The following is a 23,380-nucleotide window of genomic DNA, read 5'->3' as shown; positions in this document are numbered from 1 at the left end:
CCCGCCCCGGCGCCCGCCCCGGCCACCGGCATCGGCATGCCGCTCCCCGCCGCCGCGTCCGCCGTACCGGCGGGTGCGGGCGGCGGGATGCCGATGCCGGCTGCGGCGCAGATGCCGCAGCCGGCGATGCCGCAGCCCCAGATGCCGCAGGCGGTGCCGCAGCCCGCGCCTCAGCCGATGGCCGCCCCGGCCCCGCCGCTGACGCCTGCGGCACAGGCGCCGGCACCGGTCCCGGCGCCGGTTCCCGCTCCGGCTCCGGCTCCGGCTCCGTCGCCCATGGCCGCTCCGTTCACCGGGCCCACGCCGCCGGGTGTTCCGGCCCGTGGGGGCCTGACAGCGGCGCAGGTGCGGGGGACGAACGGGCTGACGCCGGCGCCGGCCACGGGGTGGCCCGCAGCGCAGAGCTGGCCCAACGCCGCGGGGATGGGGCAGGCCGGGTAGTTCGGCGGGTGCGGGTGCGGGGTGGCCGGTCGCGCAGTTCCCCGCACCCTTGGTGGACTGCACCGCTGTCCCTTTCCGGGGTCAGTGGGCGACGGGCCATCCGCTGCTCCAGTTCAGGAGGTTGATGCCCAGCTTGGGTGTGCCGTTCGCGTTGCCGTCGTAGTAGTGGTAGACGATCAGGTCGCCGTCGGCGTCCTTCAGGATCGACTGGCCGCCGGGGCCGATGACGCTGCCGTGCGACTCCAGGACGGGCGTGCCGCCGTTGTTCATCAGGTCGACGCCGTTCTTGTCGCGGTACGGCCCGGTGACACCGGAGGCACGTCCGACCTTCACCTTGTACGTCGAGCTGGTGCCTGCGCAGCAGGTGTCGTACGAGGCGAAGAGGTAGTAGTAGCCGCCCCGCTTGACGATGAAGGGCGCCTCGACGGCCTTGGTCCCGGTGGGACGGGAGGCGAGCGAGTACCGGGCGGTGTTGGAGGAGAGCTGCTTCCCGGTGGAGGGGTTGATCTGGATCATCTTGATCCCGGCCCACCAACTGCCGAACGACAGCCACCACTTGCCGTCGTCGTTCACGAAGAGGTTCGGGTCGATGGCGTTGAAGTCGCTGGACGAGTTCGAGGTGTGGACCGTGCCCTGGTCGGTCCAGCTGCCCGGCCGGCCGGTGCTGGAGGTGGCGAGACCGATGGCAGAGGTGTTCGAGCCGAACTTCGAGACGGAGTAGTACATCAGGTACTTGCCGCCGTGGTACGAGATGTCCGGCGCCCAGGCCTCCGGGACGGACGAGTAGTTCCGCCACCAGCCCGGCCTGCTGGAGAAGGCGTCGCTGCCGTTGCGGAAGGCGGTGCGGTCGCTGCTGGTCTTGTGGGCGATGCCGCCGCCGGTGGCGTAGAGCAGGTACGCGCCGGACGAGGTGCGGATCATCGACGGGTCGTGGGTGACGACGTCGCCGGTGACCCGGCCGGGGTTGGGGTATGCGGACGCCGTGCCCGGTACGAGGGCGAGCAGGAAGGCTGCGGGGAGGGCGAACAGGGCGGTTCTCTTGCGCAGGACGGAGCGGCTCATGCGGGTCCTCCTTGCGGTGGGGGTGACAGGGCCGTCCGGCATCCCGAACAGCGATCGCAAGTTCGAACGGACCGTAGAATCGAACCCCTTGCGCGTCAATGGTCCGCGCGGCAACAACCGCGCGGACCATCGAGGTCCGGCTCGCGGCGGGTCAGCCGGTCGGAAGTCCCAGCCCGTAGTACCTGACGTGATAGCCGTCCACGTACTCGGCCTCACCGCCGACGATCAGACCGGCCGGCTCGGCCACCCCCGCCGCCCTGGCCGTCGCCACGAGCATCTCGGCGAGGGCGCGGCCCTTGGGTTCGCCGGGCCCTCCCGCGTCCACGCGCCACAGCGGATCGTCGTCGCGCCACACCGAGGCCGTACCCGGGTGCTCGGCGACGGTGCCCCAGCCGAGCGCAGCCGCGTCGACGTCGTCCGGGGCGAAGCAGCCGATCGACAGCCGGTCGCCGCACGTGAGGTCGAAGAGGAGGGGTGCACCACCGCCGGTCCGCCCGTAGAACGGCATTCCGAAACCGACACCGAGGGCGACGGCCTCGGCGGGCAGGGATTCCAGGAAGTCGCCCAGCGACCGGGTGACGGTCTCCCAGCTGCGGGCGGTCCAGCCACCGGGGAAGCCGAGGCCGGCGTTGGCGGGGTCGCTGTTGCTGCCGAAGAAGCCGCTGATCGCGTGCTCTTCGCCGTGGCCCTGACGCCAGAACCAGTTCTCCGCCGGGTCGGTGGGCTGTAGGACCAGCTCCGGCCCCGCCTTCCCGGCGCGCAGCTCCAGGGTGTCCGTACTGCCGCGCCAGCGCAGGAAGGGGGCGCCCCACGACGGCCCGCTGTCGTAGAAGGGACCCATGCCGCCGTGCGATCCCATGACGGACGGCCGCCCCAGGGCCGCGGTCAGTTCCTCGTTCGCGGCACGGAAAGCGGCGGCCTGCGCCGCGGCGCCGGGATCGGCGGTCGCCACCGGCACGGCGAGTTCCACGTACGACTCACCGGCGGTGTACCGCTCTTCGTAGGTGCCGACGGGACGCAGGCGGGCGTCGCCCGAGGACCGGCCGGTGACCAGGACGGGTCGGTCCGCCGTGCCGCCCCGGGCCCAGCCGAGCCCGTCCGCCAGGGTGTTCACCCCCTCCGGCGTCCAGCCGCCGGTGTCCGCGGCGAGGAGCCGCCGGGCGAGGTCGGCGAGGGATGGTTCATCAGTGCTGCCCCGTTGTCCGTTCATGCGCTCATCGTGCCGCAGCCCTGTCCCTCGGTGTCGAGCGCGGTCCCGTAGAGCCGGTCCACCTTCAACCGGATGACGACGCGCCGCTCGTCGACCAGTTGCCGGAGGAAGGCGTCCTCGTCCTCCGGTTCGGCGCCGGGCGGGATCATCGCGAGCAGCTCCCGGCCGACCGAGTCGCCGGGGACCGTCGTGACGTCGGAGACCTCGGCGTCGCCCTCCGCCACGGCGAAGGACCAGACGTCCCCGCCCTGCACGTGCAGCGCCGCACGGGGTGCGCGGCGCAGGTGCTTGACCTTGACGCGGTCGGCCGCCGTCGAGAACCGCACGGTGCGGGAGTCGGGGTCCCAGCTGTAGACCATGGTGGTCAGATGGGGGTGACCACTGCGCTTGACGGTGGCGAGCGTGCCGAACCGCTGCGCGGCGAGCAGGTCGGAGAGGGCTTCGTCGGACAGGAGGCGGGGTGTCGGTCTGTCGGTCATGCCATGGCCAACGCCCTTGAGGCTTCGATCATTTCGAGATCCGCTCCGTCATCCACTCCGGCAGATGTACCTCCGCGCACACCGTCTTGCCGGGCGGCTCGCGGTCGAGCACCTCCCAGTGATCGGCCAGCGCGTCGACGAGGACGAACCCCCGCCCATGCTCGTCGAGGGGCCGGGGTGGCCGCACGGCCCCCGGAGCAGGCGGACGCGGCGGCTCACTGCGGGTGTCGGTCACCTCCACCCGGAGGCTGCCCGTGCCGATCGCCAGCCGCAGTTCGAAGTCCCGTCCCGGGACGCGCCCGTGGGTCACGGCGTTGGCCGCCAACTCGGCCACGATCGCGCCGGCCGCGTCGGAGACGTCCGTCCCGTAGGGGATCCCCCAGGTGTGCAACTGGTTCAGCGTGAGGTGCCGGGCAAGGCGGGCACCGCGCGGAGTGGAGCTGAGGCGCTGCCTGAACACACGTACGGTGACCGGGTTCCGGGAGATGGACTGTGGCGTCATGCGCCCAATCTGACGGCCGAGAAGGGCGATTCTCCAGGCTGCCGCCGCGTACGCTGCGGCAGCGTACGCGGTGACAGACTGGACAGTACCGGTGACCAACCGTGACGATCCCTTCGGGAGGTGACCGACGGTGGTCGATGGCGCGGTGGGGACGGGCACGGGTGGCGAGCCGGAGTCGTCCGACAGTCTGCGGACGTTCGGAGCGGTGGTCCAGGGCTTGCGCGAGCACGCGGGGCTGAGCCGGGAGGAGTTCGGGGAGCTGGTGCGGTTCTCCAAACACACGGTGGCGTCCGTGGAGTTGGGGAGGCGGATGCCGGATGCCACGTTCGTGGCCCGGGCGGAAGAGGCCTTCGGGATGACGGGTGTCCTCCAGAAGGCAGCGGGACGCCTGGAGCGGCAGCCGGGGCTCGCCGCGTGGTTCCGACGGTGGGCCCAACTGGAGCAGGTGGCGATCACCTTGTACACCTACGAGTGCCGCATGGTTCCAGGCCTCTTGCAGACAGAGGCTTACGCACACCAGCTGTTCATCGACGAGCTGCCCCCGCTGGGCGACGAGCAGATCGAGGCCCATTGGGCAGCACGTGCCGAACGGCAAACACTGTTGCAGGAGCGCCCGAGCACCGCGTTCAGCTTCATTCTCGAGGAGCACCTGTTCCTACGGCGCACAGGCGGGACGGAGGTCACACGAGGTCTCATCGACCACGTCTTGGGGATCGCGGAGTTGCGGAACGTCGAGATCCAGGTCATGCCGTTGATGCGGGAGTCGCATGCGGGGCTGCACGGCCCTCTGCAGTTACTGGAAACCCCGGAGAACCATTGGTTCTCCTACCTGGAAGGACAGCAGAACGGGCAGCTCATCAGCGACCGGAAAGTAGTCAGCGTGCTCCAAAGGAGGTATGCCAGGATGCGTGCACAGGCTCTCTCCCTCTCAGACTCCGTGAGCCTGTTGCAGCGCTTGCGAGGAGACCTATGAGCACCAGCGAACTGGCCTGGTTCAAGTCGAGCTACAGCAGCAGCGGTTCCGGCGACTGCCTGGAAGTCGCCACCTGCCCTGAAGCGATCCACATCCGGGACTCGAAGAACCGGCAAGGTCCCGAACTCCACCTCTCCCCCACCGCCTGGTCCGCCTTCCTCACGCACGCCGCCAAGTGACTGTCGGGGCCGCTCATCCCTGGGCGGCCCCGAACAGCCCGTCGACGATGCGCCGCAGTACGGCCTCCTCCTGACCGGTGTCTTCACCCCGCTCGTACTCGGTCAGCGCGATGCCGGCGAGCGTGAACTCCCCCGTCAGTGCCCGCACCGCTCCCAGCAGGCCGTCGACGTCCAGCCCCCCGGGTTCCGGTGTGCCGACGGCAGGGAAGACCCTCGGGTCGAGGACGTCGAGGTCGATGTGGACGTAGACCGCCTCGGCGCCGGTCGCGCGCACCGCCGCAAGGAGCGGACCCGGTTCGGCCAGCTGCTCGACGCCGACGTGCCGGATGCCGCGACGCTCGACGAGGTCCCGCTCGCCCGGGTCCAGGGACCGGGCCCCCGCCAGCACCACGCGGTCGGCCGACACGCTCCGCACGGGTCGCAGGCCCTCCGGTCCGTCGCCGATGAGTGCGCGCAGCACCATGCCGTGGAAGGCCCCGGAGGGAGACGACTCCGGTGTGTTGAGGTCGGCGTGCGCGTCGAACCACACCAGCGCCAGCCGGTCCCCGAACGCGGAGAGGGCGGTCTCGACGGGGGCGAGATCGACTCCGCAGTCGCCGCCGACGGTCACGATCGTGTCACCCGGCGGAACCTCGGCCAGCGCCTCGCGCACCGCGTGCAGGTGCCGCTCCAGCACGTCTGCGTTCCGTACGCCGCCCCGCGCGTTCCCGGCGCCGCCGTCGAGCACGACCGCGCGCCGCCGGCCTTCGGGCATCAACTCGACAAGCCGGGCCGCCCCACTGCGCAGACGGCCGGCTGTCGCCGCTCCCGACCCCTGCCACTGGGCCACCTCAAGTACGACCCGACCGGACACGGGAATCTCCTCTCGACGGTGATCAACCCAGCCTAGGGGCGGCAGGGACACGGACGGCCGTGCCCCCGGCGCCTCACCGTCGCCCGCCGAACTCCCAGTCATGCACCTCGATTGCGGCGTAAGGCTCCGGGGTCAGCACCGCACGCGCCGCCTCCGCACTCACAGCCCGCACCAGTGCCGCCGTGCCCACCCACACCGCACCGTCGTCGGACAGCAGCGGCCCGTACGCGATCAGTTCGTCCCGCCAGGCGTCCGGCACATCGAGGTCGGCACCGCCCCCCGAGCCGAGACCGATCACGAGGTAGCGCCTCCCGCCCGTCCGCCCACCGGGGAACTCCCCCATGGTCCGCCCCAGAAGATTGCGCCACCGCCGCACCAGCACGTCCCGGTACGCCCCGGCCTGGTAGTTGGGTTCGTCGAAGGCGAACGCGCGGGCAGCGGCGGCATCCGGCAGGTCGACGATGTGCACGCTGCCCGTGACCGTCTCCCCGTCCTCCCCGAAAGTCGGCCCCCGGGCGATCAACTCCGCTTCGTAGCGGTCCATATAGGCCCAGTGCGCCTCTCCCAGCTCCTCACGCAGGGGCAGGGAGCCGGGCCGGTCGCGGTGGTAGCAGAAAAACTCCATGGCTCATCCAACCCCGGTGGCTACGCTCGTGTCTCCGTCGTCGTGACCGTACGGCCGTGGCCGGCCTCGGCCACGGGCCGGACGACGCGCGGAAGCAGGAAGGGCGACCCACCGGACCACAAGGCCGGTGAAGCCGCCCCCCGTTCACACCGTCACGACTTCTTCGGGCACTGCTTCCACGCCAGGTGGTAGACCGTGCTGATGTCCCCGTCCGTGGAGTCCATCGTCATGAAGCTGACCTTGTCGGCCGACTGGGTGCCGGCGTTGACGCGGAGTTCGGTGTTGATGTTGAAGTTGCGCTGCACTCCGCAGGGCGCGTAGACCAACTGGGCCCAGTCCGTCTCGTCGGTGGCCTGCCAGTTGTCGTTGAGGGGCCCGTTGAAGGGGTGGTTCTTGTACACCGTGCTGGGCGAGCCCTGGAAGTAGTACGAGGCCCGCTGGCTGGCGCTCGCCCCGCGCTGGAGCGAGGCGAATCCGCGGTAGTCCGCGCTGGCGATGGCGTAGGTGAAGCCGCCGGGGACGTGGACCTTCAGGTTGAGCTGGCAGTTCCTGCGGAACGCGGTCGGGTCGGAGCTGCCGCCGGCCTGGGCGAGGTAGTCGCTGTAGGTGACCGTGAACGCCGTGTTGTCCTCGGAGACGGCGACCGCCGCCGTGCCCTGCGGGCAGCCGGAGCCGTTCACCGTGGCGACCTGGATGATGATCTTGTCCGGGGGCGGGTCGTCGAACCCGGAGGACGGGGATGATGCGGGAAGTGCGCTGGTGAGCAGCGCGGCGATCGCGCCGCTCAGGAGCAGGCCACCGGCCATGGTTCTCCCATCCGTTCGTGGGGGGTGGATCGTGACGATGCATGAACATGCACATGTCAAAATGACAAGTACACACACCCCCGGCCTGTGACCATTCCATGAAGGAGATGTGAAGAGCGGGAGCGGTCGCATCGTACGCAGGGCGGCACGGGCGGGCCAGGTCGCTCACCGGCCATTCACACTGGCGGGAATTCACCCGGTACCGGCGGACGCATAGGGTGCGTTGCACCAGCGCGTCGGACCGAGGACATCCCGAGGACGGAATGAGGATCACGCACAGTGCGCGCAGCGCCGCGCACCACCGCCGCCCCTCAGGGGTTCTCCCAGGCCGCCGGTTCCGCGGCCAGCCGCTCCACCGGCTCCGGCAGCGCCCCGGCCGCGAGGTCGGCGAGCGTCACACCCTCCAGGACCCTGCGGACGTTGGCCCGCAGGGCGATCCACAGCGGCAGCAGCGGCTCGGCTGTGCCGGAGTAGGCGAGGCCGGTCGGCCGCTCGCCGCGCACCGACACGATCGGCCCGTCCACGGCCCGGATCACGTCCGCGACCGTGATCTCCGAGGCCTCCCTGGCCAGCCGGTAGCCGCCGCCCCCGCCGCGCCGGCTGTCGACGACGCCGCCACGCCGCAGATCGCCGAGGATTCCCTCCAGGAACTTGTGGGGGATCTCCTGCGCGGTGGCGACGGCCTCCGCCTTGACCGGCCCCTCCCCCTGCCGGACGGCCAGCTCCACGACCGCTCTTACCGCGTAGTCCGCACGTGCCGAGATCCTCATAGGACCATTGTGGCCGTCACCCTGTAGACATTGAGCACACGCACCCCGCAACACATCGAGCACACGCACCCCGTACGACGAGCACACGCACCACGTACCGCATGGCACAACAGGAGGCGCTCCCTTGGAGCTCAGCAGGCGTACCTTCCACGCTCTGGCCGGCACGGCGGCGCTCGGCTTCGCGCTGACCGGCAGCGGGTCGCCGACCTCCGCCAACCCGGCACGCCCCGCGCCCACCGGCCCGCCGCCCCCGGTGCCGAGCGCGGACGGCCGGCCGCACGAGATCGGCTTCGACCACCACTCGCTGATCGTCGACGGCCGCCGGCTGGTCCTCTGGTCGGGCGAGATGCACCCCTTCCGGCTGCCGAGCCCGTCGCTGTGGCGGGACGTGCTGGAGAAGATGCGCGCCCACGGCTACAACGCCGTCAGCGCGTACGTCGCCTGGAACCACCACTCCCCCGCGCCCGGCCGCTACGACTTCACCGGCGTGCGCGACCTGGACCTGTTCCTGCGGACGGCCGCCGAGACGGGGATGTACGTGATCCTGCGGCCCGGGCCGTACATCAACGCCGAGGTCGACGCCGGCGGCTTCCCCGGCTGGCTGACCGCCACCGAGGGCCGGGCCCGGACCTCCGACCCCACGTACCTGCGCTATGTCGACGAGTGGCTGACCGCCGTCAACGCCGTCGTCGCGAAGCGCCTGTTCACCCGGGGTACGGGCACGGTGCTGCTCTACCAGATCGAGAACGAGTACGACGCGCACGTCGACGAGCCGTCCGGGCGCGCCTACATGTCGTACCTGTATGAGAAGGTCCGCGCCGACGGCATCGACGTGCCGCTGTTCCACAACGACAAGGGCAGGAACGGCTTCTGGGCGCCCGGCTCGTTCGGCACCGGCGGCGAGAAGGGGCGCTGGCTGTACGGGTTCGACGGGTACCCGGAGCCGGACGAGGTGCCTCCGGACTGGGGGTTGTTCGGCAGCGGCGGCAAGAAGGGCGGGGCTACGGCCAGTCCGAAGACGCCCGGGTTCGTGCCCGAGTCCGGCGGGGGCTGGTTCGACCCGTGGGGCGGGTCCTTCTTCGACGGCAAGGGGTACGCCGAGGCGCGCCGGACCCGGGACGCGGCGTACGAGCGGCGCTTCTACCTCACCAACCTCGCCAACGGCATCACGCTGCACAACGTCTACATGACGTACGGCGGCACCTCCTGGGGCTGGCTGCCCGCGCCGTCCGTCTACACCTCGTACGACTACGGCGCCGCCTTCGACGAAGCCCGCAACGCCACCCCGAAGCTCGCCCCGATGCACCAGATCGGGCAGTTGCTGCGGTTCGTGCCCGACCTCGCCCGGCTGAACCGGGCGAAGTCCGTGCGGGCGGCCGACGAGCGGATCAAGGTCTACCACCTGGCCAACCCCGACACCGGGGCCCGTTTCTACGTCTTGCGCAACGACACCGGCGAGGCGGTCTCCGCGCCGCTCCCGGACGCCGGGATCGACGTGCCGGTCACCGTCCCGGCCCACGACGCCAAGCTGATCGCCGCGAATCTGCGGCTCGGCCGGCGGACGCTGGTGCACGCCACCGTGCAGCCCATGCTGAGCCTGACCGCCGGACGGCAGGACATCGCGGTGTTCGCGGGCCGCCGGGGCGAGATGGCCCAGGTCGTGCTGGAGTGCGCGGACGAGCCGACGCCCATGCGGCTGGACGCGGAGCCCGCCTGGTCCTGGAACCTCGGCAAGCTGAACATCACCGCTCCGCTCGGGGCCGGCGGGCTGAGCCGCGTGCGGGTCGAGGGCGACGGTGTGGACACGACGATGCTGGTGCTGTTCGCCGACGACGCCACCGCCCTGCGGCTGTGGCCCTACGAGACCCCGTCCGGCCCGCTCCTCGTCTACGGCCCCGCCCTGCTGCGCTCGGCCGAGCTGCGCGGCTCCACGGTCCACCTCACCGGCGACACCACCGGGCAGACCGGCCTGGAGGTGTGGGGGCCGCGCGGGATCACCCACGTCACCTGGAACGGGCGCCCGGTCCCCACCCGGATCAGCGCCTCCGGAAGTCTGCTGGCGCTGCGGCCGCTGCCCGGGGTGACCCGGCCGGCCCTGCCCGCCCTGGACGGCTGGCGGCGGCGGGACGGGAACCCGGAGGCCGAGCCGGACTTCGACGACTCGGCCTGGACGACGGCCGACAAGGAGACCACGTTCAGCACCACGCCCGTGCCCGACGGGCAGCCCGTCCTGTTCGCCGACGACTACGGCTTCCACTACGGCGACGTCTGGTACCGCGGCGAGTGGACCGGCGACAGCGGCATCGAGTCCGTGTCCCTGGCCTACAGCACGGGCACGCAGGGCCTGCTGATGGCCTGGCTGGACGGCGAGCCGCTGGGCACGCACCGGATGCCCGTGCCGGACAAGGATCGGGCGCGGCAGGGCACGTGGACCGCGAAGGCCGGCTTCGACCTGCCGGAGCGGCTGCGGGAGAAGCTCCGCGAGGAAGAGCCGGAGCAGCGGCACGTGCTGTCCGTGCTCGTCCGGCGGATGCAGCACGACATGGACGGCGCGGCGCTCGACACGCACAAGGCCGCGCGCGGGCTGACCGCCGTCACCTTCGGGGGCGGCTCCCCCGGGGTGACGTGGCGGATCCAGGGCGCGACCTCGCCGGACCCCGTGCGCGGTCCGATGAACACCGGCGGGCTGCACGGGGAGCGCGAGGGCTGGCACCTGCCCGAGTACGACGACGGGGACTGGAAGGACGCCGAGCTCCCCGCGGCCGGCCGGCGGCAGGGCGTCACCTGGTACCGGACGGACTTCCGGCTGGACGTCGCCCCCGGCGTCGACGCCTCGGTCGGGCTCGTCCTCGACGACGACCCCGAGCGGGCGTACCGCGTCCAGATCTTCCTCAACGGCTGGAACATGGGCCAGTACATCAACGACGTGGGCCCGCAGCACACCTTCGTGCTGCCGAACGGCATCCTGCGCACCCGGGGCGCCAACACCCTGGCGCTGGCGGTGCTGTCCGACGGGACCACCCCCTCCGGGCCGGGCGAGGTGCGGCTGACGCTGCTGGGCGCCGCGGCCGGAGGGGTGCCCGTGAAACCGGTCTGACCGGACCGGCCGGGGGCCGTCAGGCCAGCCGGATCACGTTCCAGGACAGCGGCTCCAGGACGGCGCTCAGCGTGCCGTCCCGCAGAGCCGTGCCGTCGACCGGGTGGGGAGCGACCCGCTCGGGCTCGTCGAGGGTGTTGCGGGCGTCGGGGTCGGCGTCCGCGAGGGCGCTGTGCTCGACGACGCGGTCCACGTCGAGGCCCCTCAGGGCGACTTCGAGGGGCAGGGCGTCGGTGCGGCTGCGGTTGACGGCGAAGACGGTGACGGTGCCGTCACCGGCGCGCACGGCGGTGGCGTGCAGCAGGTCGGTCTCGCCGTACTTCCTCGTCTCGTACGTCGGCGAGTCCACCCGGACGTCCAGGACCTGGCCGCGGCCGTACCGCGCGGCCTGCGCGAACGGGAAGAACGTGGTCTGCCGCCAGGCCGGGCCGCCGGGCTCGGTCATGATCGGCGCGATGACGTTGACGAGCTGGGCGAGGCAGGCGACCGTGACGCGGTCGGCGTGCCGGAGCAGGGCGATGAGGAGCGAGCCGAAGACGACCGCGTCCATGACGCTGTAGTTGTCCTCCAGCAGGCGCGGGGCCTCCGCCCAGTCCCGGGCGCCGGAGTTCTCGATCTCGTGCCACTCCGACATGTACCAGACGTTCCACTCGTCGAAGGAGAGGTTGATCTTCTTCTTCGACTTCAGCTTCGCGCCGATGTGGTCGGCGGTGGCGACCACGTTCTCGATGAAGGACTCCATGTCGACGGCGGAGGCCAGGAAGGAGTCGAGGTCGCCGTCCTCGGGCTGGTAGTAGGCGTGCAGGGAGATGTAGTCGACGAGGTCGTACGTCTCCTCCAGGACCGTCGCCTCCCACGCGGCGAACGTCGGCATGGACTGGCTGGAGGAGCCGCAGGCGACGAGTTCGACGCCGGGGTCCAGCTGGCGCATGGCCCGGGCCGTCTCGGCGGCGAGGCGGCCGTACTCCTGCGCCGTCTTGTGGCCGGTCTGCCAAGGGCCGTCCATCTCGTTGCCCAGGCACCAGAGGTTGATGCCGAAGGGGTCCTTGTCGCCGTGCGCGGCACGGAGGTCGGACAGGGCCGTGCCGGCGGGGTGGTTGGCGTACTCCTGGAGTTCGAGGGCCTCGGCGACACCCCGGGTGCCGAGGTTGAGGGCCATCACGGGCTCGGCCTGGGGGCCGATCTTCTTCAGGAAGGCGATGTACTCGGAGAGGCCGAAGCGGTTGGTCTCGGTGGAGCGCCAGGCGAGGTCGAGGCGGCGGGGCCGGTCCTCGACGGGGCCGACGGAGTCCTCCCACTTGTAGCCGGAGACGAAGTTGCCGCCGGGGTAGCGGATGGCGGTGACGCCGAGTTCCCTGACGAGGTCCAGGACGTCCTGACGGAGGCCGGCTTCGTCGGCCGTGGGGTGGTCGGGTTCGAGGATGCCGGTGTAGACGCAGCGGCCGAGGTGTTCCACGAAGCTGCCGAAGAGGCGAGGGTTGACCTCGCCGACCGTGAAAGCGGGGTCGAGGGTGAAGCGGGCGGTGTGCATGGTCGCCTTTCGGGGTGGGTGGTTCGGTTTCGGTGGCGGCTGCGGCTTCGTGGGGGTTGGGGGGTTGTTCGCGCGGTTCCCCGTGCCCCTGAACATGGGCGCTATTGGCCTGCCAGGCCTGTGTGCGCCACGCCCGCCACGATCTGCCTCTGGAAGAACACGAAGACGATGATCAGGGGCAGGCCCGCCATCAGGCCGCCGGCCATGAGCTGGGCCCACTGGATGCCGTAGGAGTTCATGACGGTCGCGATGCCGTTCGGCATGGTCATCAGGTCGGGGTTGTTGGTCACCATGTACGGCCAGAGGAAGTTGTTCCACGAGGCGATGAAGGTGAAGATGCCGACCGCCGCGAGGGAGGGGCGGGAGAGCGGGAGGACGATGGTGAAGAAGACCCGCCAGCGGCCGGCGCCGTCGATGAAGGCGGCCTCCTCCAGTTCGCGCGGGATGCCCTGGAAGAACTTGTAGAGGATGTAGACCATCGCGGCGGGTGCGCACTGCGGCAGGATCATGCCCCAGTAGGTGTCGACCATGCCCATCTGCTGGACGGTGGTGAAGAGCGGCACGCCGAGGACCGCCGGGGAGATCATCAGGCCCGCCATGACCATGCCCATCAGGACGTTCTTGCCGCGGAAGTCGGTGCGGGCGAAGCCGTAGCCGGCCAGGGCGCTCACCAGCAGGACGACGGACGTCACGCAGACCGAGACGACCAGCGAGTTCACGAACCAGTTGGTGATGTTGCCGGACTCGAAGAGGGCCTTCCAGGCCTGGCCCGTCCAGTCCTCGGGGAGCCAGTGGGGCGGGACCTGCACCGCCTCGGTCTCGGACTTGAGCGAGGTGAACAGGCCCCAGGCGAAGGGCGCGAGGAAGACGACCGACACGGCCGTGGCGAGGAGGGTGAGCAGGATCTGGCTGGGCGTCCACGCCTTGGTGGTCATCGGGCGCTCTCCTCACGGTTGCGCAGCAGCCACATCCGGGCGAGGGCGACGGCCGCGATGATCACGAAGAAGATGACGGAGATCGCGGAGGCATAGCCCACGCGGTAGCTGGTGAAGCCCTCTTCGAGCGTGTACTGCACGAAGGTGCGGGTCGATCCCTCGGGTCCGGGGAGGAAGTCCATCATCACGACGGCCTGGTCGAAGATCTGGAGCGAGGCGAGGACCTGGAGGGCGACGACCAGGCCGGTGATGTTGCGCAGCAGCGGCAGCGTGATGTGGACCATGCGGTGCCAGGCGTTCGCGCCGTCCAGTCTGGCGGCCTCGTAGAGGTGGTCCGGGATGCCCTGGAGGGCGGCGAGGTAGAGCAGGAAGCTGAAGCCGACGGTCCACCACAGGGTGGTGATGACGATGGCGAGCATCGCGTAGGACTTGTCGGTCAGCCAGGGCGTCTCCAGGCCGAAGACGTGGTCGATCATGCCGGTGCCGGGATTGAACAGCCACTGCCACAGGTTGGCCGCGACGGTGGACGGCAGGAGGAACGGGGCGAAGAAGCACAGCCGCCACAGCCACTTCCCGCGGTCGATGTGGTGGGCGAGCATCGCGAGGAGGAAGGCGAGGACGGTGATGCAGGGGACGACCAGGAGCGTGAAGTACGCGCTGTGGCCGAGGGAGTCCCACACCAGGGGGTCGTCCAGGGCCTCGCGGTAGTTGTCGAGGCCGACGAAGCTCGCGCCCTCACCGGTGATGTTGGCGTCGGTGAAGCTGAGGTAGACGCCGCGCAGCAGCGGCCAGATCACGAACAGGGCGAAGAGCAGCAGAAACGGGGCGACGAACCAGCCGCCGTGCTGGAAGCCCTGCCGGCGGCGGAGGGTGGCGCTGCCGGCGGCGGTCGTCACGCGTGCGGGTGCGGCGATGGTGTGGGCGCCGGTGGCCATCAGGCGGCACCTCCTTCCGCGGCGGTCTTCCCGTCCATGGGGTTCTTCGTGGCGAGGAGCTGGGTGAGCGCCTTCCTCATGCGGCCGGCCGCGGTCTCCGGCCGGGCGGAGCCCATCGTCGAGGAGACGACGACGGGGCCGACGCGCTGGGCGAGGATGCCGGTGGAGCCCGCGAACCACACCTTGGGCTCGGTGGCCTGGTGGTCCATGGCGGAGACGTATTCGCTCTGCGGGTCCAGCTTCTTGTACGCCGCGGTGGACAGGGTGGGGGTGTACGCCGGGATATGACCGCCGGCCGCCCACTGCCGGGCGTGCCGGACGACGTAGGCGGCGAGCCGGTGGGCGGCCTCGTTGGCGGCGCCGCCGCGCTCGGACTGGTGCGGCAGGACGAAGGAGTGGGACTCGGCGTGGGTGGCCTGCCGGCCGAAGACGGGCGGCAGGGGGGTCGCTCCGTAGTCGAGCTTCGCTCCGGAGTAGACCGGGACCGACCAGTTGCCCTCCCAGACGAAGGGGGAGCCGTTGATGAACTGCTCGGCGCTCGCGAGGCCTCCGAAGCCCGGGTCGGAGTACCCGTCGGTGACGTGCCGGCGCAGGAACTCGAGGACCCGGACGGCCTTGTCGGTGTCGAAGGTGACCTCGGTGCCGCCGGCGTCGAACCAGGTGCCGCCGAGCTGGGTGTAGAAGGCGACGAAGAACCACCACTGGAAGTTCTGGTCGGCGTTCCACATGCCGATGGTCTGGAGCCCCTTCTTCGTGGCCCGCTTGGCCTCCTTCAGGACGTCGAACCACTCGTCGGTGGAGGTGACGGGCACGATCCGGCCGTCGTCGCCGAGGAGCCCCGCCTTCTTCAGGACGTCCTTGCGGTAGAAGCAGAGCTGGACGTGGATGTCGAGCGGGAGGGCGTAGAGCTTGCCGTCGATGACGCCGCGCTTCCACAGGGTGGGGTTGTAGTCCTGCTCCCGGACGCCGTACTTGGCGAGCAGGCCGATGTCCCAGGGGTCGAGGAGGCGGCCGGGGGCGAAGCCGGTGACGCGGCCGAGGTGCATCACGCCGAGGTCGGGCGCGCGGTTGCCCGCCGCCGCCATGGCGAGTTTGGTGTAGAAGGGGCTGCCCCACTGGAGGGTGGAGTCCTTGACGGCGAGGTCCGGGTTGGCCGCACGGAAGGCGTCCAGCATCGCGATCATGTTGGAGCCGTCGCCGCCGCTGAAGAGGTTCCAGTAGCGCACCCGTGTGTCGGCGTCGGAGGCGAGTGCGTCGGCGCCGGTGCCGAGCGCGGCGAAGCCGAGGCTGCCGGCGACGAGGAGCCCGCCGAGCCCGCCGAGAAGCTGCCTGCGATTCAGGTCAGGTCCTGCCATGCCCTGCCCTTACGATCGATGACGAAAGCCGTTCGGTATTTCGGATAGCGCTCGTTACTTCGAACGGGACCGTAAATTCGAAGCGCTGGCCCGTCAATGGTCCGGTCAGACTTCGGTCGGGACTTTTCCGGACAGGAACGGTCGTTCTCCTTTGAACATCGGACGCCGGATCGCATGACGCGCACACTTTCGGGCGCGTAGTCTCGGACCCGCGACAGGCCGTCGGCCGGCGGTGAGAAGGGGGAGCGATGGACATCGCGGGCGCGCGGGCCCGGGCCGCCCGACTCTCCGCCGCGCTCAGGCGCTCACGCAGTGGCTCGGCCATGCGCGGCCTGGCCGCCGAACTCGCCACCGCGGTACGGAAAAGACCGGACCACCCCACCGACGTGCGGTCCCTGTGCCGGGCACTGTGCGAGGAGATGAGCAGCCGGCGCGGCGGGCGGCCCGTCGAGCTGCGCTTCGAGCGCTTCCCCGACGAGATCGAAGTGACCGGCCTGTGGGTGGAGTTCCAGGACTTCGACCTCGTCATCGTCGAGGAACGGGCCGAGGCGGTGCAGCAGTTGGTCATCCTCGGGCATGAACTGTGGCATCTGCACGCGGGGCACGGGCATCACCACGGGGCGGGTGCGGCGGCGGCCCACGCGTTCGCCGACCGGCCGGGGTGGGACGACGCCGCGCTGGCGGTGGCCGCCCGCAACGGCTCCCGGGAACGGGACGAGGCCGAGGCCGACGCCTTCGGCCACCGGCTGGCGGCGGGGTGCCGGGCCCTGCTGCCGGGCGGGCGCGGGCCGGCGGCACCCCTCGAACCCGTGCAGCGGTCGCTGTACTACCGGGGACCGCGAGGGGGTGCGGCACCGTGACGACGGTGGCGCTGACCCCGGCCGAGTTCGTCAACCAGTTCTATCCGAACTTCTGGTGGATCCCCGCGGGGGTCCTGGCGGCCGCGCTGGCCATCAAGCTGCCGAGCATCATCCGGCTCTGGAAGGACCCGATGCTGCGCGCGGTCGGCGGGCTGCTGCTGCTCGCCTGCGCGGTGTTCGTGTTCGTGGCGCCGTCGACGATCGCCCGGGTCAACCGGCTCACCGGGGTGGCGAACTTCTCAGGACCCTGGGTCTACTCGCTGCTCACCGCGTTCTGCGCCTTCTGCCTGCTGCTGATCATCTCCTGGCGGAACGGTCTGTCCGACCGCTCGGAGCGCACCCGGCGCGCGATGCGCGGGGTCGTGGCGGTCTACTCCGGTGTGATCGTCGCGATGTGGGTGCTGTTCGCCCTCGCGGACGTGCCGGTGGAGCGGCTGCGGGACCTCGACACGTACTACGCGAACACCCCGTACATGCGCGAGGTGATCGTGCTGTACCTGCTCGCGCACACCGTGGCCGCACTGGTCACCAACGGGCTGATCTGGAACTGGGTCCGCACCGACGGGCTCGACTCGCTGCTGCGCTGGGGGCTGAAGTTCCTCGGCGTGGGCTACGCGGCGCAGTTGTTCTTCGACGTGGCCAAGATCAGTGCCGTGGTGGCCCGTTGGTCCGGGCGGAACGTCGACTGGCTGAGCACGGCCGTCGCCCCGCCGCTCGCCTGCCTGTCCGCCGTGCTCATCGCGGTCGGCTTCATCCTCCCGCACGCCGGGCAGTACCTGCACGGCCGCTGGCACGTCCGGCTCGCCCACCACGAACTGCGGCCGCTGTACCTGCTGATGAGGACGGTCAACGGCACGGGGGTCCCGTTCCTGCTGCGCGCCACGCCGGAGCTGCGGCTGGTCCGCCGGGAGACGTTCATCCGCGACGTGCTGCTGCCGCTGGCCCGGCACATCGACGAGGACCGGCGCGAACGGTTCCACGATGCCGCCCTCGCCCTCGGTCACCCGCCCGACCGGGCCAGGACGCTCGCCGCCACCGCGGCGATCCTGGACGCGGCCGACGCCGGGAACCGGACACGGCAGGACGACGGCACCGGTGCCCGGGACACCACGGACCTGCTGCGCGAGATCGGTGCCGTGTCCCGGGCCCTGCGCCGCACGGAGGACCTCCGGGCGATCCGCGCCCTGGCACGTGACCACACGGACGGCAGATCGCTGACCGGCTGACCACGCCCCGCCCGCGACCGGTGCCCCTCGCCTCCGGCGGGATCGCGTCGACGTGACCCGCACGGGGGCCGCGCACGGTATGTGAAGGTACGGTGAGAGCCGTCCGGGGCGGGCCCGTGTGGCTCGAAACCGGCGCCGGCGGACGGGTGTTGTGCGCCGCGCGGCTGCGGCCGGACGACGGGGAATGCCCTCAGGGCAAAGGAGCCTTCATGGCTGATCGCGGGGAGTCGCATGTCGCGTAGAGCTGTCGTCATCGGTGCGGGTCTGGCCGGCATGCTGGCCGCGGCGGCCCTGTCCGCCGTCGCGGACGAGGTGGTCGTGCTCGACCGCGACGATCTGCCCGAGGGGCCGGAGCACCGCAAGGGCCTGCCGCAGGGACGTCACGCGCATCTCCTCCTGGCCGGCGGTCTGGCCCCCATGGAGGACCTGGTGCCGGGCGTGAGCATGCGCAAGCACCTGCTGGCCGCCGGTGCGCACGAGATTCCGCTCGGCTCGGGCATGGTCGCGCTGACGCCCGAGGGCTGGTTCCGGCGCTGGCGTCACCCCGGACCGCGGATGCTGACCTGCACCCGGGCCCTGCTCGACTGGGCGGTGCGGGGCGCCGTGCTGGACAGCACCGGGGTGGTAATCCGCAAGGCGCGGGTGCTGGAGCTGACGGGGTCGCGGCAGCGGGTGACCGGGGTCCGCCTGTCGACCGCCGCCGGGGAGGAGGACCTCGCCGCCGACTTCGTGGTGGACGCGAGCGGCCGCGGCTCGCGGATCGTGACCTGGCTGGCGGCGCTGGGCGTCGACGACGTGCGCGAGAAGACGGTGGACGCCGGCCTGGTGAACGCCACCCGTCTCTACCGCACTCCCGAGGGAGCCGGGCGGTTCCCTCTGACCATGGTGCAGGCCGATCCGTACCAGGGGCGGCCCGGCCGCAGCGGCATGGTGCTGCCGATCGAGGGCGACCGCTGGATGGTCAGCCTCGCGGGTACACGGGGCGGCGGCGAACCGCCGTCCGATCCGGACGCGTTCCTCCGGTACACCCTGGACCTGCCCGACCCGATCGTGGGCCGGCTGATCTCCGGCGCGGAACCGCTCACCGACGTCCATGTCAGCCGCAGCACCAGCAATCACCGCCGGTACCTGGAGAAGGTCCGCTCCTGGCCCGACCGCCTCGTCGTCCTCGGTGACGCGCTGGCCACGTTCAACCCCGCCTACGGACAGGGCATGTCGGTGGCCGCGCTGGGCGCCCGGGAGCTGGACCGCGAGCTGCGGCGGTCCGGCCTCGGCGAGCCCGGGCTCGCCCGGCGGGTGCAGCGGAGGGTGGCCAGGCCGGTGGAGTCCGCGTGGACGATGGCGGTGAGCCAGGACGTCTGGTACCCCGGGACGCGCGGGGGCTCGCCCGGGGTCGCCGACCGTCTGGTCACCGCCTACACCCGCCGCATGATCCGCACGGCGACCGGTTCCTACACGGCGGCGTCGGCGGTCTGGGACGTGATGAGCATGACGACGGGGCCGACCCGGCTGCTCCGGCCGTCGACGGTCCTGGCGACGCTGAGCGGGCCGCCGTTGCCCGCGGCGGTGGGGGCGCCGCTGACGGACGACGAGCGTGCGGTCCTGCGGCGCCTGGACCGCACGGGAGGCTGAGCCAGGGTGGCCCGGTGCGGTTCGGGCTCCCGGCCGCCCCGCCGCTCGTCAGCCGGCGAACGCGGGCTGTGCCAGTCCCTTGCCCGCCCCGGGCACCACGAACAGGGACCCCGCCAAGGCGGGCGGCTCGGTCAGCCCGGTACGGGCCGTGGTGATGTACAGGTCGGTCAGGTCGGGCCCGCCGAACGCGCAGGCCGTCACCAGCGGCACCGGCAGCTCGATCACCCGGTCCAGCTCACCGCCGGGGGTGTACCGCCGCACCGCCGAGCCCTGCCACAGGGCGACCCACACGCACCCCTCGGCGTCCACGGTCAGCCCGTCCGGGAAGCCCGCGGTCTCCTCGACCCGGGCGAGGGTCCGCCGGCCGGAGATCCGTCCGTCCGCGTAGTCGAAGACGTCGACCCGCCGGGTCGGGGTATCGATGTAGTACATGAGCCGCCCGTCGGGGCTCCACCCCGTGCCGTTGCTGACGGCGACGTCGTCGAGCACGACCTCCACGGTGCCCTCGCCGGTGACGCGGGACAGCGTGCCGCCCCCCGGCGCCTCGTCGTAGCGCATGGTGCCCGCCCACAGCGCACCGTCCGGCGCGATCGCGGCGTCGTTGGCGCGGCGGCCCGGGACCGGCTCGTGGTGGAGCCAGCGGAAGCGGCCGTCCGGGCCGAGGAGGCCGATCCCGTCGCGCAGGTTCAGCACCAGGCCGCCGCCGGCGCGCGGCTTGACGGCGCCGATGTGCTGTTCCGTACGGCGGACGGTGCGGCGCCCGGTAGCCGGGTCGTAGGTGTGCAGGCGGGAGCCGAGGATGTCGATCCACAGCAGCCGGCCGGCCGCCGCGTCCCAGGTGGGCCCCTCGCCGAGTTCGGCCTCGGCCCGCACGGCGACCTCGTACGGCGCCGTCGCCGTCATGCCAGGCTCCGGTGACCGAGGTGCTCGGACAGCTCGGCGGCGCCCTTGACGGCGAGCTGCTCCAGCTCGGCGCGGCGCTCCTCGCTCCAGCGGATCATGGGCACGGAGATCGACAGGGCGGCGACGACCTGCCCGGTGCGGTCGCGGACCGGCGCGGCCACGCAGGACACGTCCGGGTTGGACTCGCGGTTCTCCACGGCGAGGCCCCGCTCACGGATCTCGGCCAGGGCCTCGCGCAGCGCGCCCGGGTCGGTGATGCTGTTGGGAGTCATCGCGGCCAGCTGGGCGCTGTCCGGGATGCGCGCGGTGAGCTCCGGCTCGGGAAGGGAGGCCAGCAGCATCTTGCCGACGGACGTGCAGTGGGCGGGCAGCCTGCGGCCGGCCGCCGACACCATCCGCACGGCGTGCGTGGAGTCGACCTTGGCGATGTAGATGACGTCCGTGTCCTCCAGGATCGCCACGTGCACGGTCTCGTCGCAGGTCTCGGCGACGGACCGGGCGACCTGCTGGCCCTCGGCCGCGAGGTCCAGCTGCTCGGAGTACCGGGCCCCGAGCTGGTACGGGCGTACGCCGAGCCGGTAGCGTCCGGGCTGACCGGGCATCGGGACGATGTACTTCCGGGCGGCGAGCGTGGTCACCAGCTCGTGCACGGTGGTGCGCGGCAGCTGGAGCTTGCGGACGATGTCGGGGGCGGAGAGCGTCCCGTCCCCGTCGAGGAAGAGCTCCAGAATGTCGAGAGCCCGGGTCACGGCTGGTACGAGGCGTCCCACGACCGGCCCCCTCCCTAAATGTCTCAGGCGCCTGTGTTCGAGATTTCAACAGGCGATCGGCATGACGAACACAGGCTAGCCATAGAGGTATGTCCGGGCAATGGGCAGCGGGCCTACAAGCGGAATCCCCCGAGGGCCCCACATGCGCGTGGTGTGCCCATTAAGGTGCCCGGTGTGCGACACGTCACAGGTGTCGCAGAGGTGGGGGGATTTCTGTGCGGGACATGACCATGGGCTCGAACGTGTCTTTAACGGCCCTGAGTGAGAACGTCGGCTCCGCGATCGTCAGCCTGGGCTGGTCCAGCCCGACCGGGGAGGGCGACGCCGACGTGTCCGTCCTGCTGCTGGACGGGAACGGCAAGGTACGCAGCGATGCCGACTTCTACTTCTACAACAACCCGGTGGCCCCCGACGGCAGTGTGCAACTGCTCGGCAAGGAGCCGACGGGAGACGGCAGCGAGGACCGGATCAGCTTCGACCTGACCGCTGTACCGGCGGAGGTGGAGCGGATCGTCGTGGCCGCGAGCCGCTACGAGGGGGCGCGCTTCGGCGAACTGGACGACCTGAAGGTGACGCTGGCCGACGCCGTGGGCGAAAGCCTCCTCCGGTTCGTCATCGAGGACGCCGGCCAGGTGAGCGCGATCATCTTCGGTGAGCTGTACCGGCGCGGCGAGGAGTGGAAGTTCCGAGCCGTCGGTCAGGGGTACGAGAGCGGGCTGGCGGGACTGGCAACGGACTTCGGCGTCGACATCGAGGACGACGAGGCGGAGTCCGGGAGGGAGGTGGCGCCGGAGCTCGCCGTGAGCACCCCCGGCGCTCCGCCACAGGCGACACTGGAGGCGGTGCCCGCACCACGCCCGCCGGCCGAGGAAGAGGCCCCGCCGAAGAAGCGGGCCGGTCGGCCCCGCACCGCGAAGAAGAAGGTCACACCGCCCAGGGCGCCCGTGAAGAGCCTGGCGGAGAACGAGTCCTGGAGACAGGCCAGGCTCTTCCCGGTGTCTGCGCTCAAGAACGACCGGGACCGGGAGACGCGGGCCACGTCGGTGCTCTTGTCGGTGATGGCCCAGGTGCCGCGGTTCGGCCGGCGCATCACCGCTCCCTTCGGCGCGCCGTCCGGCCGCATGGAGACGTTCACCGAAGTGTCCCTGCCGCACGGGGACACACCCCGACGCCCCGACGGAGTCATCCGCGTCGAACGCGCGGGCAAGCTGTGGACGGCCCTCGTCGAGACCAAGACCAACGGCAATCCCCTGAAGTCCGACCAGGTACAGGCCTACATGGACATCGCTGCCCGGCGCGGCTACGAGGCCGTGATCACCCTGTCGAACGACGTGGCACTCGAGGGCAGCCCACTCGTCGACGTGAAGATCGACCGGCGCCGCAAGCACCAGGTGGCGCTCTGGCACCTGTCCTGGGCCGAAGTGGCCCATCAGGCGCAGATGCTGATCCGGCACGAGGGCGTCGGCAACGCGGCGCGCACCTGGTTGCTCCAGGACTTGCTCCACTACCTCCAGCACGACAACTCCGGCTGCCACGGCTTCCAGAACATGGGCGCCGCATGGGTGCCCGTGCGCAACGGGATCAACGACGAGACCCTCTGTCAGGGCGACCCCCGCTCCCTGGAGGTCGTGGAAAGCTGGGAGCGGCTCATCCGGCAGGTGTGCCTGCGGCTCGGGGGCGAGCTGGGGCAGAAGGTGCTGCCCACCCAGCGTTCCCGGCGCGGTACCGACCCCGGGACCCGCCGCGCCCGCCTGGCGGACCAGCTGTGCCTGGAGGGCAGGCTCCAGGCGGAGTTGCGGGTCGAGGGGGCACCCGGTCTGCTCACCATCAGCGCCGACCTGCGGACCGCCAAGCTGCGCACGTCCGTGGAGATCCCGGCGCCCGAGCAGGGCTATCCACTGACCTGGGCCAAGCGTCTGATCCGTCGTCTCGCCGAGGCGCCGGCGGATCTGCACGTCGAGACTCTTGTGGAAGGCGAGGCGGGCGGCCCGCGGGGCACGCTGGAGCGGTTGCGTCCCGAACCTGGGGATCTGCTGCCGAAAGACAGCTCGACCCGCATCACCGGATTCCGGCTGTCACTCTTCAAGGGCATGGGAAGCGGCCGAGGCAGCGCGGAGTCCGGGTTCATCCGGAGCGTCGACGACGCCGTGCACCGCTTCCACACCTCGGTGGTGGCGCACTTGGACGCTCCTCCATCCGGACGGATCGCCGCGAAGGAGCGGGCCACCGCATGACA

21 protein-coding genes and 1 pseudogene are annotated in these 23,380 nt (G+C 71.2%); 8 read left to right on the top strand and 14 right to left on the bottom strand.

Translation table 11 applies throughout. The features are described from left to right. A pseudogene (locus GTY56_RS40590) lies at window positions 1–441 on the top strand (histidinol-phosphate aminotransferase family protein); the annotation flags it as partial. Window positions 442–522: 81 nt separating this feature from the next. On the opposite strand, the gene GTY56_RS16380 reads toward GTY56_RS40590, so the two are convergent. The 4 genes from GTY56_RS16380 to GTY56_RS16365 form a co-directional block, all read right to left on the bottom strand. Continuing rightward, a complete protein-coding gene (locus GTY56_RS16380; protein WP_161366121.1) occupies window positions 523–1,503 on the bottom strand; it encodes an arabinan endo-1,5-alpha-L-arabinosidase in 981 nt (326 codons plus the stop codon). A gap of 151 nt (window positions 1,504–1,654) precedes the next feature. Then, window positions 1,655–2,713, bottom strand: a complete 1,059-nt coding sequence (locus tag GTY56_RS16375; RefSeq protein ID WP_161366120.1) for a hypothetical protein — start codon at window positions 2,711–2,713, stop codon at window positions 1,655–1,657. Continuing rightward, complete coding sequence (locus GTY56_RS16370) at window positions 2,710–3,192, bottom strand: pyridoxamine 5'-phosphate oxidase family protein (RefSeq protein ID WP_161366119.1); 483 nt, start codon at window positions 3,190–3,192, stop codon at window positions 2,710–2,712. Before GTY56_RS16370 ends, GTY56_RS16375 begins: the two co-directional genes overlap by 4 nt. A 28-nt stretch (window positions 3,193–3,220) precedes the next feature. After that, a complete protein-coding gene (locus tag GTY56_RS16365; protein WP_161366118.1) occupies window positions 3,221–3,694 on the bottom strand; it encodes an ATP-binding protein in 474 nt (157 codons plus the stop codon). Window positions 3,695–3,824: 130 nt separating this feature from the next. Here GTY56_RS16365 and GTY56_RS16360 point away from each other — a divergent pair, with 130 nt between their 5' ends. Further along, a complete protein-coding gene (locus tag GTY56_RS16360; protein WP_161366117.1) occupies window positions 3,825–4,667 on the top strand; it encodes a Scr1 family TA system antitoxin-like transcriptional regulator in 843 nt (280 codons plus the stop codon). Continuing rightward, window positions 4,664–4,846, top strand: a complete 183-nt coding sequence (locus tag GTY56_RS16355; RefSeq protein ID WP_161366116.1) for a DUF397 domain-containing protein — start codon at window positions 4,664–4,666, stop codon at window positions 4,844–4,846. The genes GTY56_RS16360 and GTY56_RS16355 overlap by 4 nt, the downstream gene beginning before the upstream one ends. Before the next feature lie 13 nt (window positions 4,847–4,859). Here GTY56_RS16355 and GTY56_RS16350 read toward each other — a convergent pair whose 3' ends face one another. The 4 genes from GTY56_RS16350 to GTY56_RS16335 all read right to left on the bottom strand — a co-directional run bounded on the left by GTY56_RS16350 (window position 4,860) and on the right by GTY56_RS16335 (window position 7,900). Then, window positions 4,860–5,699: an arginase family protein gene (locus tag GTY56_RS16350; RefSeq protein WP_161366115.1), complete on the bottom strand. Its 840-nt coding sequence runs from the start codon at window positions 5,697–5,699 to the stop codon at window positions 4,860–4,862. A gap of 73 nt (window positions 5,700–5,772) precedes the next feature. Next, entirely contained in the window at window positions 5,773–6,324 is a 552-nt protein-coding gene (locus tag GTY56_RS16345; protein ID WP_161366114.1) for a YciI family protein, read from the bottom strand. Window positions 6,325–6,476: 152 nt separating this feature from the next. Beyond that, entirely contained in the window at window positions 6,477–7,130 is a 654-nt protein-coding gene (locus GTY56_RS16340) for a DUF4360 domain-containing protein (RefSeq protein ID WP_161366113.1), read from the bottom strand. 311 nt (window positions 7,131–7,441) lie between these two features. Beyond that, on the bottom strand, window positions 7,442–7,900 hold the full coding sequence (locus GTY56_RS16335) for an RrF2 family transcriptional regulator (RefSeq protein WP_161366112.1): 459 nt from the start codon (window positions 7,898–7,900) through the stop codon (window positions 7,442–7,444). 124 nt (window positions 7,901–8,024) lie between these two features. Here GTY56_RS16335 and GTY56_RS16330 point away from each other — a divergent pair, with 124 nt between their 5' ends. Continuing rightward, window positions 8,025–10,997, top strand: coding sequence for a glycoside hydrolase family 35 protein (locus tag GTY56_RS16330; protein WP_161366111.1), 2,973 nt, complete (start codon window positions 8,025–8,027; stop codon window positions 10,995–10,997). 19 nt (window positions 10,998–11,016) lie between these two features. Here the strand turns inward: GTY56_RS16330 and arfA are convergent, their stop codons facing one another. From arfA to GTY56_RS16310, 4 genes are all read right to left on the bottom strand, one after another. Then, window positions 11,017–12,528, bottom strand: a complete 1,512-nt coding sequence (gene arfA, locus GTY56_RS16325; protein ID WP_161366110.1) for an arabinosylfuranosidase ArfA — start codon at window positions 12,526–12,528, stop codon at window positions 11,017–11,019. 101 nt (window positions 12,529–12,629) lie between these two features. Further along, a complete protein-coding gene (locus tag GTY56_RS16320; protein ID WP_161366109.1) occupies window positions 12,630–13,463 on the bottom strand; it encodes a carbohydrate ABC transporter permease in 834 nt (277 codons plus the stop codon). Further along, complete coding sequence (locus GTY56_RS16315; RefSeq protein WP_161366108.1) at window positions 13,460–14,398, bottom strand: carbohydrate ABC transporter permease; 939 nt, start codon at window positions 14,396–14,398, stop codon at window positions 13,460–13,462. The genes GTY56_RS16320 and GTY56_RS16315 overlap by 4 nt, the downstream gene beginning before the upstream one ends. After that, on the bottom strand, window positions 14,398–15,753 hold the full coding sequence (locus GTY56_RS16310; protein ID WP_161366107.1) for an extracellular solute-binding protein: 1,356 nt from the start codon (window positions 15,751–15,753) through the stop codon (window positions 14,398–14,400). The genes GTY56_RS16315 and GTY56_RS16310 overlap by 1 nt, the downstream gene beginning before the upstream one ends. Before the next feature lie 248 nt (window positions 15,754–16,001). Between GTY56_RS16310 and GTY56_RS16305 the strand changes: the two genes are divergently transcribed. The 3 genes from GTY56_RS16305 (at window position 16,002) to GTY56_RS16295 (ending at window position 19,471) form a co-directional block, all read left to right on the top strand. Further along, a complete protein-coding gene (locus GTY56_RS16305) occupies window positions 16,002–16,613 on the top strand; it encodes a toxin-antitoxin system, toxin component family protein (protein ID WP_202510278.1) in 612 nt (203 codons plus the stop codon). Continuing rightward, window positions 16,610–17,839 carry a hypothetical protein gene (locus GTY56_RS16300; RefSeq protein ID WP_161366106.1) on the top strand — a complete coding sequence of 410 codons (1,230 nt, stop codon included), beginning with the start codon at window positions 16,610–16,612 and terminating at the stop codon, window positions 17,837–17,839. The genes GTY56_RS16305 and GTY56_RS16300 overlap by 4 nt, the downstream gene beginning before the upstream one ends. Before the next feature lie 231 nt (window positions 17,840–18,070). Beyond that, window positions 18,071–19,471 (top strand): FAD-dependent monooxygenase, encoded by a 1,401-nt coding sequence (locus GTY56_RS16295; RefSeq protein ID WP_161366105.1) that lies wholly within the window; start codon window positions 18,071–18,073, stop codon window positions 19,469–19,471. Window positions 19,472–19,519: 48 nt separating this feature from the next. Here GTY56_RS16295 and GTY56_RS16290 read toward each other — a convergent pair whose 3' ends face one another. After that, entirely contained in the window at window positions 19,520–20,374 is an 855-nt protein-coding gene (locus GTY56_RS16290; RefSeq protein WP_161366104.1) for an SMP-30/gluconolactonase/LRE family protein, read from the bottom strand. Next, on the bottom strand, window positions 20,371–21,144 hold the full coding sequence (locus GTY56_RS16285; RefSeq protein ID WP_161366103.1) for an IclR family transcriptional regulator domain-containing protein: 774 nt from the start codon (window positions 21,142–21,144) through the stop codon (window positions 20,371–20,373). The genes GTY56_RS16290 and GTY56_RS16285 overlap by 4 nt, the downstream gene beginning before the upstream one ends. 224 nt (window positions 21,145–21,368) lie before the next feature. Here GTY56_RS16285 and GTY56_RS16280 point away from each other — a divergent pair, with 224 nt between their 5' ends. After that, window positions 21,369–23,378 (top strand): TerD family protein, encoded by a 2,010-nt coding sequence (locus GTY56_RS16280; protein WP_202510277.1) that lies wholly within the window; start codon window positions 21,369–21,371, stop codon window positions 23,376–23,378. Window positions 23,379–23,380 lie beyond the last annotated feature (2 nt).

It is taken from the genome of Streptomyces sp. SID5643, assembly GCF_009872555.1.
Classification (GTDB): domain Bacteria; phylum Actinomycetota; class Actinomycetes; order Streptomycetales; family Streptomycetaceae; genus Streptomyces; species Streptomyces iakyrus.
Note: the sequence above shows the minus strand (reverse complement) of the source record. Positions and strands in the feature narration are given on the sequence as shown.